Origin of the sequence: Deinococcus budaensis (assembly GCF_014201885.1) — a bacterium.
Classification (GTDB): Bacteria; Deinococcota; Deinococci; order Deinococcales; family Deinococcaceae; genus Deinococcus; species Deinococcus budaensis.
This window is the reverse complement of sequence record NZ_JACHFN010000001.1, coordinates 385,394-401,552: the sequence shown is the minus strand read 5'-3', so window position 1 is coordinate 401,552 and position 16,159 is coordinate 385,394. Positions and strand designations below refer to the sequence as shown.

The window sequence follows — 16,159 nt, the reverse complement described above, 5'->3', positions numbered from 1 at the left end:
GCACAGAGGTTCAGGTGCCTACTGGCCGACCTCGCTCATGTTCAGTTTCTCGCCGCCTGCCGCGGCCCAGTCGCTGAGGTCCTGGCCCCGGCTGAAGTGGATTTCCTTGATGTCGAGGCCCAGGTTGGTGTCGGCCCCGACGAGCTTGCGGACGTACTCGGTGAGTTCGCGCAGCGCCTCGGCCGAGAAGGCCGTGTGCTCGGAGAAGTTGGCCGTGCCGTAGCGGCCCCCGCTCCCGTCGGCGATCACCTTCACGCCCGAGGCTCGGCCACCGTGCTTCTCGAGCCGGTCGATCAGCTTTACCGTCTCGGGGGTGGCGGTCGTTTGTTGCCGTCGCCGCCACTGGGCGGGCGCGAGCGGCTCGGGGCCGGTGACGTTGCGCTTGAGGGTCACGGGCGTGCTGCTGACGCCCCCGCGCGACGCGACCGCCTGCACGACGTGCGTGCCGGGAGGCGGCGTGATGGGCTTGCTGAGGTCGTACACCTCTCCGAGGTGCGGAGCGCCGCCGTCGAAGGTGACGCGCACCTCGGCCCCGGGGGACGCCTGGAAGGTCACCTGCGTCCCGTCCCACACCCCCGTGAGGGTGGTGGGGGCCTGCCAGGTCGTGCTCTCGCCGGTCGGGTGGCCCTTGTTGGTGGCCGCGTTATGGGCCGGGTCGACGGCGAGGAAGCTGAACTGCTGCCCCGTGACCTCGAAGGTCGTGTCGGGGAGGACCGGGGCGTCCATATCCACCGCGCCTCCCTCGGTGTGGTGCACCTGCGTGCCGTGCCGGGGGGTCACGATCAGGCGGTAGCGGTCGGTCGCCGCGTCGATGACCTCGTGCCGGACGCTGACCGAGGTGGCTTCCAGCGGAAAGGGGCCGCGCTCGATGTCCTGCCCGACCTGCCGCCACTCGTCGCGGTCGATCTTGTCGCGGCGCAGTTGTTCGAGGGCGTTCGCCGGGTGCCACACCCAGCCGGTCGCGTTCGCGGCGCGGTTCTGGAGTTCACCCCAGCTCATGGTCTTGGCATTGCCGAAGACACGCTGTTCAAACTTGCGGCCCTCGGTGGCGTCGAACACCCTCACGAACTTTTTCTCGGCTTCGAGGAAGTCTTGCACCTGCTGGGCCCCCCGGCTGGCCGGGTGATCCTTATCAAACTTGCCCGTGAAGTCGAAGCTGGTCAAGCCGTCCTGTTGCGGGAAGTACAGCAGGGTGAAGGCCTCCTGCGCCGCCGTGAGGAACTGCATCAGAGTGTCCTGCTCGCGGGCCTCGAGTTCCGCGATCATGTCCGGGTTGGGGTTCTCGCTGCGGCGCAGCTTCCCCAGGGCGCCCTGGGTGGCGTACAGCACCTTGGCGCGGTCGAGCAGGGCCTCGTAGTTGGACTCGTCGCCGGTGAGGAACATCATGCGGTTGCGTAGGTTGTTCTCCTTGTAGAACTCCCGCAACTTGGGGTTGAGGCCGCCCGAGTGCGGGCGGGAGAGCACCAGCAGCACGTGCTGGGGCTTGGCCTCGATCTGGTCGAGCGCCGGGAAGACCAGCAGTTCCTTGTAAGCGCCGTCGGGCAGCGGGTTGAACAGCAGCCGGAGCTGCTCACGCACGATGTCCAGCGCCTTGTCCTCACTCATGGACTGGACGGTCGCCTCGATCTCGGCGTTGATGTTTCGGGTCGAGGAGAAGTAGTAGTTCACCCCGTCCTTGTGCAGGTACCACGACTTGTGTGCGAGGTCACCCAGGACGGTCTTGAGCGGAGCGAGGTCGAGGCCCGGCTGTGCGAGGTAGTCGGCCACGAGGTGCGAGGGCAGTCCGACGACCCCGTCCACCAGGTAGGCCAGCGAGGAGGTCAGCAGCAGGGTGGCGGCCCGCTGGGACAGGTCCAGGGGTTCGTGCTGCTCGGCGATGGCCCGGCCCTGGTCGGCCACGTCGTGGGCGATGGCGTCCTTGAGGTGGTGGTTGATCTGAAGCAGTTCACTGCGAATGTAGTCGTCGTTGAGGTCGAGGTCCTGGAGGCCGATGGTGGTGCGCTCGGCCGCCAGGCCGCTGGTCCACAGGTGGGCCGTGGTGGCCCGCATCATGCGGATGAGTCCGCGGGTCTGCTGGAAGCCGGGGTTCTCGCGGAAGCGGGCGTACAGGTCGCGCAGGCTGGGGTGGAACGGGTAGGTGTCCAGCAGGGCCTGGCTCGCGATCTGCCCGTCGGAGCCGGTGAGGCCCATCTTGCGGGCCTGGTCAATCTCGTGGGCGTAGGCCTCGCGCACCTGCCGCACCGCGCGCTCGTCAGGGTCTGTCTCGAAGAGGCGCTTGCGGAGGATGTCGTAGACCTCGTCGGAGTTCTGCTGCACCGGCTCGAGTTCCTCGGCGAGGCGGCGCACCTCCTTGGAGAGGTCGCCCAGCATCTCCTGAAGGTAGTTGCTGGCCCGCGAGTAGGCCGCGCCGCCGAGGTCGGTAAGCACCAGCGCGACGCGCTCGCAGCCAGGGCGTTGCAGGGCGGCGATCAAGTTGGTCAGGGCGCGGGCGGTCAGGCGGGCGAGGTTGCTGTCGCCGATCACCCGGCTCTCGACCGCATCGAGGTAGGGGGGCAATTCGTCGAGCAGGATCAGAACCGTGCGGCCCCGCAGCAGGGCCTCCCAGTCTTCCTGGCCCGGAGCGTCGGGCGGGGAGTAGAACTGACTGAACGCGGCCTTGTTGCCAAGCTGTTCGGCAATCACGCCCCAGAGGCCGTGGGGCGGGTTCTCGCGCCCGCTGAAGGCGACGACCTCGACCTTTCCGGCGTCGCGCAGGACATCAGCCAGTTCCGGGTCGGGAATGACCTGACCCCGCATCAGCGGGTGGGCGGCCAGCAGGCCCATCGTGATCAGGTTGTGGGTCTTGCCGCCCCCCATGCTCTGACGCAGAAAGAACACTGCGTTGGCCGGACGCCCGGCGAGCCGCTTGAAGCCCTGCTCCATCAGCCGTTCCATGCCCGCTGTGATCACGTTCTCTGCGAAGAAGGCCTGCGGGTTGATGCGGTTTTGCACGAGGTCGCTCAGGTCGAGCACGGATTCGCTCTTGGCGCTCTCGAAGACGGACGCTCGGGGTTGAAGCAGGTCTTTCAGGCTGAGGGTAGTCACGGTGGTCATGGGGAGTCTCCTGGGGTGTCTCAGAATATCTAAATGATATTCTCATCTTATGTCTATGGTGGTCGACCTTCAAGGCCAGTTTAGGGACGGCCTCTGTCAGCCTCCTTACTGGTGCACCCCAGCTACACGGGCTTTTTGAAGCCCGGGCTCACGGAAGCCGTGCCGTAGAGGGCCTCTTCCCAGAGTGGTCTGTCAGGGCCTGGCCCTACACCAGCACTCTACGGAGACGTCTTGAACCCGAAGGTCACGGGTCAGGTCAGCGAGCTCCGACGCACCGCACGCCCCCCTCGACCACATGCGCTCGCGCGGCTCAGGGGGCCCGGGTCACGCCAGAGAGCGCTTGTGAGCCCGGCCAGCAAGAGAGGCCCGGTTGCTCTCCCCTCGGGGTTCCCGCTCTTTCGTTATTTACATAACGATGTGGCCCTGTTAGTATCACAGCGCACGGTTCCGTCCACATTCGGCGCGACAGGAGGCCCCATGGCACAGCTCCAGAGTCAGTTCACGGATTTCCACGACGACATCAAGCTCGGGACCTACGAGGAGAATGAGACCCTCCGGATGGCCCGGGACGACGCGCTGGCCGCCCTGCGGGCCGGACTCCGGCGGCTCGAGGGCGAGCGTGAGAAGAAGCTCCCTACCATCGTGGAGACCTTCGGCCAAGGCAGCTACGCCATGCGGACCGGTATCCTCCCCCTACGGGACGGCGACTACGACATCGATGTGGCCGTGGTGTTCGCCCCGCCCCCCGGCGAGACGCTGGACGACCCCGTCGCCCTCAAGGTGCTCGTGCGTGACGCGCTCAAGGGGTATGCCCGCAACGTGCGGATCCGCCAGCCCTGCGTGACGATTGAGCGGGCGCAGTACCACGTCGACTTCGCCGTGTACCGGCAGGGGATCCTGGGTGGGCTGGACCTCGCCCGCGGCAAGGAGCACTCGCTTCCGGCCCACGTCCGCTGGGAGCCGAGCGACCCCAGGGGGCTGACGAAGCGGATGCAGGCCTTCTACGAGGAGGAGGAGCGCGCCCAGCAGCGGCGCGTCGTGCGCTACCTCAAGCGCTGGCGGAACGTGCGGCTGCCCGACGAGCGGATTCCCGGTATCGCGCTGACGCTGGCGGTGCTGGCATGCTTTCGTCCGGTGGCTGTCCCGCGGCCCTGGGGGCAGCCGCCCCTCGAGGACGACCTCGCGGCTCTGCTGACGGTCGTGGAGGGGATGCTGGGGGCGTTCCGGGAAGTGCTCGAAGGCGAAACCCACACCCGCGTTCGCCGATTGGTCTTGCGCCTCCCGGTGCAGCCGGGCACTGACGTTCTGGCCCAGCGTACCGCCCGGCAGATGCAGACGTTCCATGACCGCCTGAGCGAGCTGCGGGCAGCCCTCCTCCAGGCACAGAAGCTCTTGGACCCCACGCAGGCGTGCGCGGTGCTGGCCGACCACTTCGGGGCGGCCTTCCCGATCCCCACCCAGGCGCAGACCTCCGTGGTGACGTCCCGCGCGCCGGTGATCCGGTCGGGGAATCAGGGGTGATCGAACCCGGGCAGGCGCTGGCGGTGCTGCAAGATCCCCGTAGCTTGCCCGGACTCCGGGACGTGACCTACCTCCCGCCTCGGGTGGGGGCCTACGGCCGCGAGGCTGGCGCACGCGCGGAAGGCGTGATGCGGGTCGGCCAGTGGGAGGTCGGCCTGCGGGTCCTCCTCCCGCTTGGGTTTCCCTTCGTCCTCCCCGAGGTGGAGATCACCAACGCTCACGAACTGCCCCGGCACCCGCACGTCTCGGGGTGGGGAGGGAGCGTCTGCTACATCCGCGCGTCGGGGGTGATGGTCGACCAGACCGACCCGGCCGGGGTGGTGGCTTTCGCGGTGGACGAGACCCGGCGGACGCTGGAGGAGGGCTGGCTCGACCCGCAGCACGCGGCGCGGGAGTGGCGCCGGGAGTTCGGTGCGCTGTGGGCCCAGGCCTGCGGCCTCGCGTCGGCCGTGTCGTTCCTGAAGGTGGACGACGTGATGCGCCCGGTGTGGGTGGGGATCCAGGTCATCACGCCCCCCCTCCCCAGCCCCGCAGTGCGGGGCGTCTCCTTCGCGGCGCTCGACGCCCGGCGGGAGCAGGCCGGGGCCGCGCGTGGGGCGACGAGGAACCGTCGCCGGGGGGGGCGCGAAAAGCCCTCTTCACGCTGGAAGGTGGTGTGGGTCGCGGACGACCCTGGGCCGCCTCCGGGCCTGCCGCTTGCCCGGAAAGGCGCGAAGGTGCGCCGGGCCCTGTACGTACCCCTGCCTGAAGCCCCGGTGCCGCCGCTGCCCAGACTGCCGGGCTGGGACGAGAACTACGGTTCGGGCTGGGATGGCGAGGGAGTTCGGGGCGGGGTTCGCGAAATGCTGGGTGCCGAGGGCCGGAGCAGGCTCGACGCCCTCCTGGAACAGGGGCAGGTCGGGGATGACGCGGTGATGCTGCTCTCCGTGCCGCGGGCGCGCGAGGGGCGCACCCTGGTGGGGCTCACCTCCCACGGGCTGGGGGGCGTCCACCCGCTGGCCGCCGGGCAGGAGGGGCAGCGTCGCCTGCCGGATCCCGACCTCTTCGCGCTCCACCAGGTCGACCGGGGGACGCTCCAGGCCCGCGGCGGGGCGCACCTGGAGCTGGCGGGGAGGCGGGTGCTCCTGATCGGCTGCGGCTCGGTGGGCGGGCACGCCGCCCAGATGCTGGCCTCGGCGGGTGTGGGCCACCTCACGCTGATGGACAGCGACCGCCTCGCCTGGGAGAACGCCTTCCGGCACACCATGGGGCTGCTGGGCCTGCACGCCGCGAAGGTGGAGGCCCTCGCGCAGGACCTCCACGCCCGCGTGCCGTACGTCAGCGTGACGCCCGTCCCGCGCATGCTCCCCCTCGGTGCTGGAGACGATGTTCCGGGACTGCGCGGCTTCGACCTCGTCATCGACGCGACCGGGGAGCCGACCGTCAGCCTGAGCCTGGCTGCCCGCCCGGACCTCTTCGGCAGCACACCTGTCCTCCACACCTGGCTCGAGCCCCTCGGCCTGGGGGGGCACGCCATGGTGTCCCGCCCCGGCGAGGGCTGCTACACCTGCCTGCTGGTACGGGACGACCCGGCGGCGCCCCTCTCCTTCGGGCCCGCGTTCGCGCAGCCCGGGCAGGACTTCCAGCTGGACGAGCTGGGGTGCGGGTCGTACTACGCGCCCTTCTCCGACCTCGACGCGCGCAGAACGGCGGAGCTGGCGACTCGCCTTGCGCTGGACGTCCTGCGAAGTCGGGTTGGGGGCGCTGTCCTGCGGTCGTGGAGGGGGGACGCCGCCGAGTTTCGCGCCCACGGGTACGTGACGACTCCGTGGTACGACCAGGTCACGCCGGACGTGCTCGGTGGGGGCATCGCGTACCGCTCCGCAGGTTGTCCTCGATGCGGGGGGAGTGCTTGACCAGCCTGGTCTTCCGTGCCCCGAACAGGCACCGCCTGGGGCTGACGGCGGAGGTGCTGGACGTGCTGCTCGCCTACCGGCAGACGGCAGCCGACCTCCCCGAGGCCGGGGGGGTCATGCTGGGCCGCTTCATGCGTGAGGGGGGTGACGTCATCGTGGACCGGGTGACCGGACCCCTGCCGGGTGACCGCCGCTCTCGCAAGAGATTTTTCCGGTCCGAGGCTCCCCACCAGGCTGTGGTGACCGCCGAGTGGGAAGCGAGTGGGGGCATCCGCACCTACATCGGGGAGTGGCACACCCATCCCGAACCCTTCCCTACGCCCTCGGGCACCGACTTGCGGGACTGGAGGCGGCGGCTGCGCCGTGACGTGTTCCACGGCGACGTCCTGCGGTTCGTGATCGTGGGGCAGGAAGAAGTGGGGGCCTGGATGCTGCCGCGCGGGGCCACCGCACCCCTCAAGCTCGAACAGGAGACGAACGAATGACTGACGTTCAGGAGAAGGCGAAGCCGCGAAAGAAGAAGGTGGAAAAGAAGCCCCACCGGTTTCCCCACCAGAACATCTCGGGGGTCCCCGAGATCATGCTCTGGGCGGCGGCCGCCGGGCGCTGCGAGATCTGCAACGAGAGTCTGACGCGGCATCCGCACACCCAGCGGCGGCGCAAGCGCGGCGAGAAGGCCCACATCGTGGGGCAGGGACAGTCCGAGGCCCGGACGCCGCGCTTCGACTCCACGCTCTCGCCCAAACTGGCGAAAGATCCCAGCAACATCATGCTGCTGTGCCAGACCTGCCACGAGGCCATCGACGCCGAGGAGGAGCAGTGGACGGTGGAGACCCTGCGGGCGATGAAACAGGCGCACGAGGAGCGCATTGCGCGGGTCACGGGGGGTGAGCGCCGCCAGGCACGGGTGGCTCTTTTCACGACGCCCATCCCGCACGGCGTCTGCGCCGTGACCGGGGCAGCGCAGTACAAGGAGTGGAGCTTCACCGACGAGGCATTGCACGACGCGGTGCTGCCGCGCTTCTTTCCGGATCGGGAGACACCGGCGCGCGTCGATGTCAGGGTGTCGGCCGGGGAGGCGGACCGGATCGACTGGGCGGCCGTGCGGCAGGAGATCCGGCGTGAGCATGTCCTGCGGGTCAAAGGAGACCGCTTCGAGCGGCTGTCCGTCTTCGGTCTCGGGATGATCCCCGCGCTCATCGCCTTCGGGCAGGAGGTGGGCGACATGGGCGAGGTGTACGTCCACAACGTCCGAAACGGGATGCCGCAGGCGTGGAGCGAACACGACGTGGTTGGGTACGACGTGGTGGTGTCGGGGCCGGTAGAGGCGGTGCCCGCAGAGGACGTGGTGGTGTGCCTCTCCCTGACGGGCCCGGTGGAGCCCGGGCAGTACGGCCACCTCGTCCAGCCGGAGTGGCCGGTGTACACGCTCGCGAACCCTGAAGGCTTCCAGCGTCCGAACTGGCTGGAGGCCGAGAATCAGCTGCGCCGCGTTACCCGGCGCTTCGCGGAGTTGCTTGCGAGGATTCAGATGGGACACGGGCAGGGGGCGCGGGTTCATCTCCTGCCCGCCGTGCCCCCTCCCGTGGCCCTCGACCTGGGGCGGCACTACCGGCCCAACCACCACCCCAGGGTGCACGTGTACAACTGTGTCGACCGGAAGTTTCATTTCGCCTTTGAGCTGGGCGGGACACGGTGAGCGGGCCTCGGCGCTTCTTGGTAATCCGGGTGGCGGACGTCTCGGGCAAGAGCGGGACGGGGGTGGTGATGGAAGGGGTGGTCTTCCACACCGGGCAGGTGGTGGTGTGCTGGCGCTCGGCCTACAGCAGCGTCGTGATCTTCCCCGCGTGGGAGGCGTTTTCCGCTGTGCACCTTGACGCCCACCCGGAGAACGGGGCAGTCGTGGAATGGCTGGACTGAGGCTTGGAAAGGTGTCCCCGTCGTCCATTCTGTCGGCCACGCCAGAAGAGCTTATTTAGGACTGCCAGGACATGCTCAGTGAACCCTGCCCCACGCCCGCGCGGCCACCTCCGCCAGGCTCACCCCCAGCACGTCGGCCATCCGCAGCAGCAGCCCCAGGCTGACCGGGTCGATCCGCCCGGCCTCCAGGTCGCTGATCAGGGCGGCCAGATTGGCCGTGCCGTAGACCCCCTCGGCCACCTGGGCCTGTGACAGCCCCGCCGCCTCCCGGCACTCGCGCAGGGCCCGGCCAAAGCTGAGCGTCTCGCTCACGCCCACCTCCGTGTCGGGTTCGGGCACCCGGCCCCGCGCCTTCACCCCGCCACCTCGGCCCGCACCAACGCCCAGAGGGGGTCTTCCACGAGGTCGAGGCGGCCGAAGGTCAGGCAACTGAGCATCGTGTGCAGATGCTGCTCCCGGGGGCAGCGGTGGGCCGCATACAGCCACGGGCGCCGCAGCAGGGCGACCGGCAGGTCCGGGTACAGGTGGTGCCCCAGGAACACGCCGAGGTCGTGCAGGCGGTGAAGCATCAGCCCCTCGGGCACCGGGTAGGCCCGCAGGACCGAGTCCAGCTCCCCCTCCCTCAAGGCGAACATCCGCTGGACGTGGTGCCGCTCAGGCTGGTCCCGCAGCGCCGCCCCGGGCGTGCCGTGTCGCAGGATCGGCAGGAGAGGCCGGTACCGCTCGCGGGGAGGCACGACGCCGAGGTGGGTCAGCCAGGGGGTATCCCGGTGGGAGGACAGGGTTTGGAGGGACACGGTGGCCCCACCCGGCCAGAGCAGGCCGAGCCCGCCCTCATGCACGCTGACCTTGCTGAACACGCGCGGCAGGTGCAGGGGAAGCAGCCGCTGCCCGCCCCTCAGGGGGTGAAGCTGGACGTGCAGGGTCCGGCTCCCCACGGTGACCCACAATTGCCCGTGACTGTCCGGCAGCACCTCGGTGATCACGGCGACACCAGCGAGTCGAAGATGCACACCAGGCGGTGATGCACGTCCGCCCTGGAGAGCCGCCACGGGCCGCTGAGGGCATAGGTGGTCTGGGTGGCCCAGGGGTCGTCCGCGGGCCGCAGGATAACCACGCAGGGCCCGCAGCGGGCCTGGATCAGGAGCCGCAGCCGCCGCTGCATCTCTGGACGCACCGGGGCCGGGGTGGAGAGGGTGAGCGTGGGGCGGGGGCCGAGCATGACGTCTCCTCGGGGTTCAGAGAGTGGTGAACCGGGTCTGACGGGCGCGTCCGGTGCCGATGTGCCCGACCAGACAGCCCTGCACGAGGACGTCCTCGGCCCGGAAGGTCATGGCGACGAAGTCGGGGTTCTCGCTCAGGAGCGTCACCGTGCCGTTATCTCTGCGCCACCTTTTCAGGGTGGCGGTGTCCTCGCCGGGCACGGCGACCAGGGCGATTTCGCCGTTGAGGGGTTCTTCCTGCGTGGGGTGGATGACCACGTAGTCATCCGGATAGATCCCGATCCCGAGCATCGACTCCCCCCGGACACGCAGCAGGAAGTCGCCTTCGTGGAGATCCAACAGGTCCCCCAGCTTCGTGGCGTACCCCTCGATGTGCTGATCCGCGACCCCGGGCTGCCCCGCGGCGACGTGGCCGACGATGGGCAGGGACAGCGGAGGGTTCGGGGTGTTGGGAGCAACTTTGCCCAGCCGCCGGTAGCCCGGCTCGGTGAGGCGGATGACGGCCGTCTGCCGTGCCTGAGCCTCATAGCGCACCAGCCCCAGGTCCCGCAGGGCCAGGACATGGGTGTGGACGTTCTGGCGGGCGATCCCCAGCCCCTCCGCGAGCCGGGCGAGCGTGACGTTCTCTCCTGCGTGCTCAAGCTGCCAGACCTTCTCCAACACCGTGTGTTGGCGGGGGGTCAGGTCAGGGGACTTGTTCTTTACCATGATACGTGTCATGGTAGAGGAATAAGACACGAGAATCAAGGTTGATGAAGGCGGCCGTTCGAGCAGCTCTCAGCCAGCGAAAACGCGGCATAGTTCTGTAAAGCGAGAAACCCATACTGGCGATTTGGTTGCAAACAGAGCGGAGTTCCAGGTAGCCTGGACGCGATAGGTCGGGAAGGCAGGTTGCCGACTGAAGCTCAGCATCTCCAACTGCGCGTCCACGCCGATTCGCGGAAAAGCCCATACGCTGTCCACCACCCCAAGGGAGGCCCTGCACTCGGACAGCACGCGTCGCCTCTCCAGGTTGATTCTCTTTGAGTCCCGGGAAGGTCGTCCGCCCCGCTCTGTCCGCTCCAGTTCAGTAGGAGGCCCCCAACGGGCCTCCACGGAGACCTCATGCCCCACCCGTCCGTCAGATCCCCCCGCGAGTGCGGGGAGACCCCCCAGCACCACCTCGCCATCCACCGCGGCGCGCCCACCCCAGTCCACACCCAAATACCCCGACCCGAGGGCCCCGGCCCTCTGACCCCGCTGCTGCTCCTCGGGGGAACGGCGTGAGGCGCAGGCGCATCTACGACGGCAGGTACAAGAGCCGCAAGGGGGACGTGATCATGCGCCGTCTCGGGAAGAAGTTGCGCTACGAGAGCACCGTCGAGGAGGACTTCCTGCGGGTGATGGATGTGTCCCGCGAGGTGGTGGACGTGACGCGGGCCGAGACGGTGGAGTACTTCTCCCCGGACGGGAAAGCCCGCACCTACACCACGGACTTCACGGTGAGACTGGCGAGCGGGCGCGTGCTGTCCATCGAGTGCAAGCCGCGCGAACTCCTCCCCGAGTTGCTGCTGGAGGAACCCGCGATGTGGCAGGTGCGCGGCGTCCGGCTCGACCAGCTCGGCCGCCCCCTCAATGTCGTGACGGAGGCGGACCTGCCCAAGATCTGGCTGCGCCACGCCCGATTGTTCGGCCCCTTCCACGATTCCTCGCCCCACCCCGGCATCCGGGAGTACATCCGCCAAGTCCTGTGGGAGCGCGGCGGGAGGCCGCTCTCCGAGTTGCTCACCCTGATCCGGGGGGTCCACGACGTGGACGGGGCGCTGATCAATGCCACGCTCTACGGCATGGTGGCCCGTCACGAACTCGTGGCGGACGTCGCCGTGAAGCCGCCGAACTGCGTCATCGACCTCCCGGGGAAGCTCGTGGATTACGTGCCCCCGCCGCTCGGGGTTCCGCTGTCAGTGGCGCTGGACCAGGCGGCGAAGGGGGAACTCGACCCCGAACCCGTCGCGACCATCGACGGCATCTCGCCGGGGGAGGGCCGCTTCCTGGACACGGAGCGCGGGCAACGTTCCCTGCACCTCTTCAGCCTGTACTCCAACCCCAGGGTGCCCCTGGACGCTGGTCTGGTTGAGAAGCTGACCACCGGGGTGGGGATCTCACGGCGCACGCTCTTCCGGTTTCGCCAGACGCTCTTGGAGGCGGGGGCGCCGAACGTCACTTTCTCCGACCTGGTCCCCCTGCTCGCGGAAGAACGTACCCGCCCGACGCGGCAGGTCGCGGTCGAGGTGGAGGTCATCATGGAGCGGCTCGTCCAGACGCAGTGGCTGGTGCGCCCGGACGTGCTGGGGCGCGCCCGTCACATCGCCGACCTGCACCGGGCGGTGAAGCAGGCCTGCCGGGAGGCCGGGCTGGCTCCCCCCGCCTACAACACGGTCGGGGACTTCGTGGAGCGTGTCAGGCTGCGCGACCCGGTGGAGGCGGCCCTGCGGCGGGACGGCGTGGAGGCGTCGCAGAAGCTCGAGGCCCGACAGGGAAAACTGGAAGTGAACTTGTACGGGCAGTTGATCGCTATCGACTGCACGAAGTGCGATGTGTTCACCACGGCGGAGGGGATCCGCGTCGAACTTGTCCAGAATGGTCGTGGCAAGAACCAGCGGAAGTCGGGGGGCGTGCGCGGTCACGTCGTCACCGTGGTGGAGGGTGCCACGTCGCAGGTGCTGTGGTCGGAGGTGTTCCTCGGGGCGATCACCGCCGAGCGTGTCCTGCGGGTGACGCGCGGCGTGATCCTCCGCCTGAGGGCCCACCTGGAGGAGGCCGGGGTCGTGATGATGCCCCAGGCGCGGGGGCTGCCGAGCATGGTCCGGCTGGATGCCGGGAAGGAGTTCGACAATGGGCCGGTGCGGCGGGCGCTGGCCTTTCTCGGCATCGAGTTGCTGCCCAGGAAAAAGTGGAACCGGCACAACGGCGGCCTCGAGGAACGCACCATCCAGACCCTGATCCACCTGCACCACATGCTGCCCGGCACGTCCATGAACAACGTCGCCAACCGGGGGGAGTACGACGGTCAGAAGCGCGCGGTGTTCACCATCGCGGAGCTGAACGCGCTCCACCAGCTCAACACCGAGCGGCACAATGCCCTGCCCGCGCCGCGGCAATTCCGCACCCGGCACGAGCAGGCGCAGCACCTCCTCGACACGGGCCTGTCCGTCTGGCGTCCGCTGGAGGGCAAGCAACTGGAGTACGTCCTGCACCGCATGCACCCGCGGGAGATGCGGGTCTGCCGTGGGGAGGGCATCGAGATGCACGGCCTGATCTACACCGCCCGGGCGCTCGATCCGCTGATCGAGCGGGAGGCGGAGGTAGAGGTGTTCTATAACCGGGATGACATCAGCGTCGCCCACGCCGCGCACCCGGACGTCAAGGGGATGATTCGCATCGAGGCCCGGCTCCCGGAGTGGTTGGACGCCCCGCTGTCGCTGGCGGAATGGAAGGTGCGGAAGAAGCAGATCGCCGAGGCGCACGAGGCGGCTCTCAACAGCGTCAAACTCCCCCAGCAACTGGCGGCGGAGATCTTCGAGAGACGTCAGCTGCGGGAGGCCGAGCACCGGGCACGGCCGCGCCCCCCGCGGGAGGCGGTCGTGAAGTCACCGGCCAAGTCGAAGTCAGGGGGAACGTCACGCATCAAGGCGGCCCCGGCGAGCAAGGTGACCCGGAAGGAAGAGGACTGACCCGTGGACAGGAACGACTACGTCCGCAGGCGGCGGTTCTGGTACGACGAAACCTCCCGGGAGGCCGTGCTCAAAGAACTCTTCGCCCTCGCCAGTGAGCCCAAGGAGGAAGGCGACCGTCTCACGAGCATCGCCATCGTGGGGGAGGCGAATGCCGGGAAAACCCGCCTCACCCGCAAGTACCTGGAACTGCACCCTCCCACGGAGGGGGAGACGGGCCGGAAGGTCCCCGCGATCTACGTGAGCCTGACGCTGAACCCCCGGGTGGAAGACCTGAGTATGGCCCTGCTCAGGGCCCTGGGCGACCTGGATCCCGAGGGGGGAAACCACCGTGAACGCGTACAGCGTTTCATCGACCTCGCGGAGGAAGCGGAACTGGGTCTGACGTTCATCGACGAGTTCCACGACGCCTCGAAGCCCGATCCGCGGGGCCGGGCGCGGGGTGAGCCGTTCGTCCGCCTGGTCAAGGGGCTGATGGGCGCGGGCCAGCGCGTCGTGCCCATGGGCACCGAGGTGTTGAAGGAGGTGCTGGGGACCGACACGCAGCTCAACACACGCTTCAACTACCGCCGGGGCCGCCTGAAGCGCCTCGAGAAACCGGGGGACATCAAGCGGCTGATGATGGACATGGCTGGCCTGTCGGAAGACGAGGAAGATGTCATCGAGGACGACGCCGTCATGTACGTGCTGGAGCAGTGCCGGGGGGTGCTCGGGCACTCCCTCGACCTGATCCAGGCGGCCCTGGTGCACCACGGTGACCTCAGCGTGACGTCCCTGGAGACGCAGCGGGAGTTCCTGGGGGACACCCTGGACGGCCTGGTGTAGATGCGCCTGCTCGTGTCCCCTCCACCCTCGCCGGGAGAGTTGCTGAGCAGCTACGCCCTGCGCCTCGCGCTGGCGAACAGGCTGCGGCCGGTGCGGTTCATGCGTGTGCTGGGCCTCCCGACGTTCTGGGAGCGGGACGCGGACGTACACCTCACCCCCGAGGAGATCGCGGTGCTGGCCGCGGCCACGGGGTACCCACTGGAACGGCTTCTGGAGTGCAGCCTGATGCCGATGCTGGAGCGTCTTCTCGAACAGCCGCGGACGGATGTCACGCCACGATACGTGGTGAGGATCGGGAGGGACCGGGGGGTGCGTGGGCACCCCCTTTGCGTGGCCTGCGTGCGCGAGACGGGGGTGATGTTGCGGGAATGGCGTCTCACCACGAGTGTCGTGTGCGAGCGTCACCGCGTCCCCCTGATCGACGCCTGCCCGGGCTGCGGGACGCTGCTGCATCACGCCGCCGAGCACCGGACCTACGGCAACCGTTTGCGCCTGATGGTCCACCGGCCCGATGTCTGCCCCGGATGCCGCGCCGCGCTCCCGGAGCCGGCCCCCCTGTCGGCTGACCTCCTGGGGTTCGCTGGGCTGGTGCAGTCCCTCATGAGGCAGGCCACGCGGGTGGGGTGGGTGGCGTGGAGCGGCCTTCGACTCACGGGCCACGAGTTCGACGCCTTACTCGAGAGTGTGCTGCGGTTGCACTACCCGGGGAAGGTCGTGTCGGGCCGAGCGAACTGGCGCCCCGAGACAGCTACGCTGCGTGAACGCTTCGGGGTCGTGGTAGCCGGGGGGCAGGACATGGCTGGCGGGCTGCTGGCACTCCTGCGGCGCTGGCGACGGCGTCGGGTGGTGCCTACCCGGGTGTTTCGGGCGGGTGGGAAACTGCCCGGCTGGTTTCGTGACCTGTTGATGCTGACACTGTCACCGGAAACCCAGGGACTGCCGGGGGGTTCGCCGGGGTCCTTGACGTTCCGGTTCACGGAGGGGCAGTGGCAGGTGGTGGCCCCGGTCGTGCCGCCGGAGAGGCAGACGCGCCGGGGCGAGAAGCCCGTCCGGGAAATCCTCGAGGCCTGGTTCACGCGCAGCCTCAGGGGCACACGGCAGCAGGACTGGGTGGGGGAGGTGAGCTACCCGACCATGTTCCGGCACCTGAACCGGCTGATGGCGGGTGGCGTGCTGGACGCGGTGGTGGAGCGGATGCTGGGCGGCCTGCCGGAGTGCCGGTTCGTCCTCACGGCCCCGGAGACGGTCGGCGGCCTGACCCGTCTCCGCAGTCGCCACGCCGAGCACCTCTGGACGCTGATGGCGGAGGAGGCCCTGGCGAGACTGGACGTGGAGCGGGAGTGAGTACCGCTCCCCCCTGCTGGGGGGGTTCCTGGTGCGGCGGCCGGGGCGTGGGGCAGGATGGTCCGCGTGCCGCGATTGCTCCGTTACCCCGGCCCCAGGGAAGATGAATGGATCGGGTCGTGGGTGACCCGTCTGGCGCACGCGAATCGACGTCCTGCCCCGAGGTTTCTCTTGGCCCTCGGCATCGACAGCGAAGCGCGACCGACGCAGAGGGACTTCGAGGTGCTGGCCGAGGCCACGGGGCAACCCTTGGAGGCCATCACCCGCATGCAGACCCCCCGGGACCCCCTGTTGGAGCGGGGCCGCAAGGGGAAAGCCAAACCAGCGCCGGTTCTGGGCGTGCGGTACGTGCAGGTCTGTCCTTTCTGCCTGCGGGACGACGAGGTGCCTTACATCCGCCGGGAGTGGGTTCAGCGCAGGGTCGCGGCGTGTCCCCAGCACGGGGGGCCCCTGCGCGACGCTTGTCCGCACTGCACGAAGAGCATCCAGGTCATGCGTCCCCGGGGGACGACGCTCTGGATCAAGGGTGGGGTTTCAGAAGTACGCCGTGTCCAGCACTCTCTGCGGGAGTGCTGGGTGTGCGGCCAGGATCTCAGCGCGGACCCCCCGCTGGGTCTTCAGCGGG

13 protein-coding genes and 1 pseudogene are annotated in these 16,159 nt (G+C 69.0%); 9 read left to right on the top strand and 5 right to left on the bottom strand.

The window, feature by feature from the left end; translation table 11 throughout:
- Positions 1-18 precede the first annotated feature (18 nt).
- Positions 19-3,093, bottom strand: coding sequence for a DUF499 domain-containing protein (locus HNQ09_RS01910; RefSeq protein WP_184024653.1), 3,075 nt, complete (start codon positions 3,091-3,093; stop codon positions 19-21).
- A 477-nt stretch (positions 3,094-3,570) separates the two neighbouring features.
- Here HNQ09_RS01910 and HNQ09_RS01905 point away from each other — a divergent pair, with 477 nt between their 5' ends.
- Genes HNQ09_RS01905 through HNQ09_RS01885 form a run of 5 tightly spaced genes read left to right on the top strand, consistent with a single transcriptional unit; the run spans position 3,571 to position 8,429 of the window.
- The gene (locus HNQ09_RS01905; RefSeq protein ID WP_184024650.1) at positions 3,571-4,614 is read left to right on the top strand and encodes a nucleotidyltransferase domain-containing protein; all 1,044 of its coding nucleotides are present in this window, start codon (positions 3,571-3,573) and stop codon (positions 4,612-4,614) included.
- Positions 4,611-6,509: a ThiF family adenylyltransferase gene (locus HNQ09_RS01900; RefSeq protein WP_184024648.1), complete on the top strand. Its 1,899-nt coding sequence runs from the start codon at positions 4,611-4,613 to the stop codon at positions 6,507-6,509. The genes HNQ09_RS01905 and HNQ09_RS01900 overlap by 4 nt, the downstream gene beginning before the upstream one ends.
- On the top strand, positions 6,506-6,994 hold the full coding sequence (locus HNQ09_RS01895) for a Mov34/MPN/PAD-1 family protein (RefSeq protein ID WP_184024645.1): 489 nt from the start codon (positions 6,506-6,508) through the stop codon (positions 6,992-6,994). The genes HNQ09_RS01900 and HNQ09_RS01895 overlap by 4 nt, the downstream gene beginning before the upstream one ends.
- A complete protein-coding gene (locus HNQ09_RS01890) occupies positions 6,991-8,208 on the top strand; it encodes an SAVED domain-containing protein (RefSeq protein WP_184024642.1) in 1,218 nt (405 codons plus the stop codon). Before HNQ09_RS01895 ends, HNQ09_RS01890 begins: the two co-directional genes overlap by 4 nt.
- Positions 8,205-8,429: a hypothetical protein gene (locus HNQ09_RS01885; protein ID WP_184024639.1), complete on the top strand. Its 225-nt coding sequence runs from the start codon at positions 8,205-8,207 to the stop codon at positions 8,427-8,429. Before HNQ09_RS01890 ends, HNQ09_RS01885 begins: the two co-directional genes overlap by 4 nt.
- Positions 8,430-8,504: 75 nt before the next feature.
- On the opposite strand, the gene HNQ09_RS01880 is transcribed toward HNQ09_RS01885, so the two are convergent.
- Genes HNQ09_RS01880 through HNQ09_RS18640 form a run of 4 tightly spaced genes read right to left on the bottom strand, consistent with a single transcriptional unit; the run spans position 8,505 to position 10,360 of the window.
- The gene (locus HNQ09_RS01880; RefSeq protein ID WP_184024636.1) at positions 8,505-8,786 is read right to left on the bottom strand and encodes a helix-turn-helix domain-containing protein; all 282 of its coding nucleotides are present in this window, start codon (positions 8,784-8,786) and stop codon (positions 8,505-8,507) included.
- Positions 8,783-9,415: a hypothetical protein gene (locus HNQ09_RS01875; protein WP_184024633.1), complete on the bottom strand. Its 633-nt coding sequence runs from the start codon at positions 9,413-9,415 to the stop codon at positions 8,783-8,785. The genes HNQ09_RS01880 and HNQ09_RS01875 overlap by 4 nt, the downstream gene beginning before the upstream one ends.
- The gene (locus tag HNQ09_RS01870) at positions 9,412-9,651 is read right to left on the bottom strand and encodes a hypothetical protein (RefSeq protein WP_184024630.1); all 240 of its coding nucleotides are present in this window, start codon (positions 9,649-9,651) and stop codon (positions 9,412-9,414) included. Before HNQ09_RS01870 ends, HNQ09_RS01875 begins: the two co-directional genes overlap by 4 nt.
- Before the next feature lie 16 nt (positions 9,652-9,667).
- Positions 9,668-10,360, bottom strand: coding sequence for a LexA family protein (locus tag HNQ09_RS18640; RefSeq protein WP_221269490.1), 693 nt, complete (start codon positions 10,358-10,360; stop codon positions 9,668-9,670).
- 554 nt (positions 10,361-10,914) lie between these two features.
- Between HNQ09_RS18640 and HNQ09_RS01860 the strand changes: the two genes are divergently transcribed.
- The 4 genes and pseudogenes from HNQ09_RS01860 to HNQ09_RS19300 form a co-directional block, all read left to right on the top strand.
- Positions 10,915-13,365, top strand: coding sequence for a hypothetical protein (locus HNQ09_RS01860; protein WP_184024627.1), 2,451 nt, complete (start codon positions 10,915-10,917; stop codon positions 13,363-13,365).
- Positions 13,366-13,368: 3 nt separating this feature from the next.
- Positions 13,369-14,190: a TniB family NTP-binding protein gene (locus HNQ09_RS01855; protein ID WP_184024624.1), complete on the top strand. Its 822-nt coding sequence runs from the start codon at positions 13,369-13,371 to the stop codon at positions 14,188-14,190.
- On the top strand, positions 14,191-15,534 hold the full coding sequence (locus HNQ09_RS01850) for a TniQ family protein (protein WP_184024621.1): 1,344 nt from the start codon (positions 14,191-14,193) through the stop codon (positions 15,532-15,534).
- A 57-nt stretch (positions 15,535-15,591) separates the two neighbouring features.
- Positions 15,592-15,972: pseudogene (locus HNQ09_RS19300) on the top strand (TniQ family protein); the annotation flags it as partial.
- Positions 15,973-16,159: the final 187 nt, after the last annotated feature.

Bases quoted from the DNA above. Each gene is read 5' to 3' on its own strand.
- HNQ09_RS01890 (WP_184024642.1), top strand. From the start codon at position 6,991: ATGACTGACGTTCAGGAGAAGGCGAAGCCGCGAAAGAAGAAGGTGGAA.
- HNQ09_RS01870 (WP_184024630.1), bottom strand. From the start codon at position 9,651: ATGCTCGGCCCCCGCCCCACGCTCACCCTCTCCACCCCGGCCCCGGTG.
- HNQ09_RS18640 (WP_221269490.1), bottom strand. From the start codon at position 10,360: ATGGTAAAGAACAAGTCCCCTGACCTGACCCCCCGCCAACACACGGTG.
- HNQ09_RS01850 (WP_184024621.1), top strand. From the start codon at position 14,191: ATGCGCCTGCTCGTGTCCCCTCCACCCTCGCCGGGAGAGTTGCTGAGC.
- HNQ09_RS01905 (WP_184024650.1), top strand. From the start codon at position 3,571: ATGGCACAGCTCCAGAGTCAGTTCACGGATTTCCACGACGACATCAAG.
- HNQ09_RS01910 (WP_184024653.1), bottom strand. From the start codon at position 3,093: ATGACCACCGTGACTACCCTCAGCCTGAAAGACCTGCTTCAACCCCGA.